Consider the following 2,068-nt stretch of genomic DNA (forward strand, 5'->3'; position numbering starts at 1 on the left):
GACATCAAGATTTCACTGACCTGATTACACCATAAGTCTTAAAGCATTCTACTTATGAATGAGCAGTGCGGAGCGAACGTAAATGGTTTATTGTGTTAAATGCGGTGCTAAGAATCTGGATCATTACACCAAACTTCTCCAGTGAGGTCATCGAATTTGCGAAAAATTTCCACCTTGAACATTTGACTGAACACGTAGTCTTGCCTGCTCCGAAAGAGAGTCACCCCGTTGTTTATATGGCGGCTATGCAGTTCTGCCTAGTTTTTTGCGCCTTTCAAATCGCTATCTTAGTTTTAAGGTTCATATTTCATGACACTTTGGATAGAAAGAGCGGAACCATTTCCAATTTAGTCTTTTGGTTCAGCACAGGCTTCTTCCTAAACATGTTGGCAAACGAACCCACACGCTGGTTCGGCTTTCTCGCTGGACTCATAATCTCCATAGGATTAGCAATTATCGCAAGCAGTGTTGTCAAACTATTCAAATAGAGTCTTCACGAAAAATAATGTACTCTCTTGTTTGTTGTATCCAGCTACGGGTTGTTTCCAAATCAGTAAACTGTGTTTGGACTTTTTCTGGTGGATATGAACGTTTATCTTTGCCAATTTCAAAATGTTGAAAATAACATTGGATAAACCCTGCGCTCTATTTTCGTCTTATTTTTTCATAAAGTCTCTCATACATATCTCGTAATGGCTTTATTCGCCAATCCGAACCTAATAGAAAACATGCTATCAAACCAATAATAAGCGAAAGAGACGCTGCTAGCAAGACTGAAATCAGTATTTCCCATATTGGCATTATTTGCATCCAACACATACTTGGTAGTTCTCCCCTAAAAATGTAGCTTGTTCCTAATGTCTATTGATGAGTCATAGATCTCAAAAGATTAATTTAGACGCGCTCATTCTATTATAGTTGGAGTTGATATGCAGAACATTGTATATTCTGAGTGGGTTCCAGCGGGAACATTAGTGAAAACATTAGTCGCATTTGTTTCTTCACTTATCTTATGCGTTTTGTTGATAGTAATCGCGGTTGGCGTTGCAATTCAAATTCCTTTTTTGATTGTTGTCTTAGTGTCCCCTTTAGCGTTTGTGTTATTTTTATTTTGGAATTATCGAGGTATTCAGATACAGGTGATCAATAAGGAACTTTTGATTAGTTACGGCTTTTTCAATCACAAACACATTCCAATATCAAACATAGCCTCTTGTAAACACACCAAAACCCCTCTTTGGAAATATGGAGGAGCAGGCGTTAGGTATTGCTTTACCGACCGCTCTTGGGCTTACACAACATCATTTGGCAACGCGGTTAAAATAATCCAGCGAAAAGGAAAATCTTTTGTTTTCTCTTCGAATAACCCTGAAAAACTCTGCAGCATCATTAATCAAATTAAAGCGCACGCAAAAGGTTTTTAGTTTTGCGGTTTTCAAATAAAATAGTTAGGAGCAAAAGTCTCATCGGGAAACGGTAGTCTTGCATCTGTCGTTAAGTTTAAGCCTATCTGATTCAGCGTCTTTTCGTTGCCTTCGTTTATAAGATGGGTAGTGTGCATCTCGCAATCTTTCAATTTATCCAGTGCATCTATGCATTTGCGTGCTTTCTCGTCCGATACTGCGCTTGCAGCCAATGCGTTGAGTATTTCTTTCACATCCAATGATGTGCTGCTTAGCCTCATTAGGTTCTTTAATTGTATAATGCTCTGGATGACGTTTGGAGATATCACGTCGACTTCATCCGGTATGTTTGCAATGATTTTTGCTGCGTTTAGAATAGCTGCTGATTCAGCGTACAGTAGTGATGAATTCTTTCCTGTTACAATTACAGTCTTGTCTGAATCCAAAAAGATTTCGATTGCCGCGCCACAGAACACACCTTTACATCCCTTTCCGTCGTTTTTTCTTCTTCTAGCGTCTTCTGCTGCTTCTCTTGCTGGCAGGACGACAGAACGGTCTTTGGGATCAACGCCCGCCTTTTCCACAATTTTTTTCATTCTCTCAAGCGTATCGTAGAGAGTGTTACCCTCTACGAATTCTCTGTGATACCTGAAGTAGCGTCTTAC

The 2,068-nt window shown here is 39.5% G+C and carries 2 protein-coding genes; one reads left to right on the plus strand and one right to left on the minus strand.

Translation table 11 applies throughout. The features are described from left to right. Positions 1-929: 929 nt before the first annotated feature. Positions 930-1,424 (plus strand): hypothetical protein, encoded by a 495-nt coding sequence (locus tag IBX40_13055; protein ID MBE0525239.1) that lies wholly within the window; start codon positions 930-932, stop codon positions 1,422-1,424. Positions 1,425-1,435: 11 nt separating this feature from the next. On the opposite strand, the gene IBX40_13060 is transcribed toward IBX40_13055, so the two are convergent. After that, the coding region (locus tag IBX40_13060) for a DUF1846 family protein (protein ID MBE0525240.1) at positions 1,436-2,068 on the minus strand (633 nt) is incomplete at its 5' end.

The organism is Methanosarcinales archaeon, assembly GCA_014859725.1.
Classification (GTDB): Archaea; Halobacteriota; Methanosarcinia; order Methanosarcinales; family Methanocomedenaceae; genus Kmv04.

Bases quoted from the DNA above. Each gene is read 5' to 3' on its own strand.
- IBX40_13055 (MBE0525239.1), top strand. From the start codon at position 930: ATGCAGAACATTGTATATTCTGAGTGGGTTCCAGCGGGAACATTAGTG.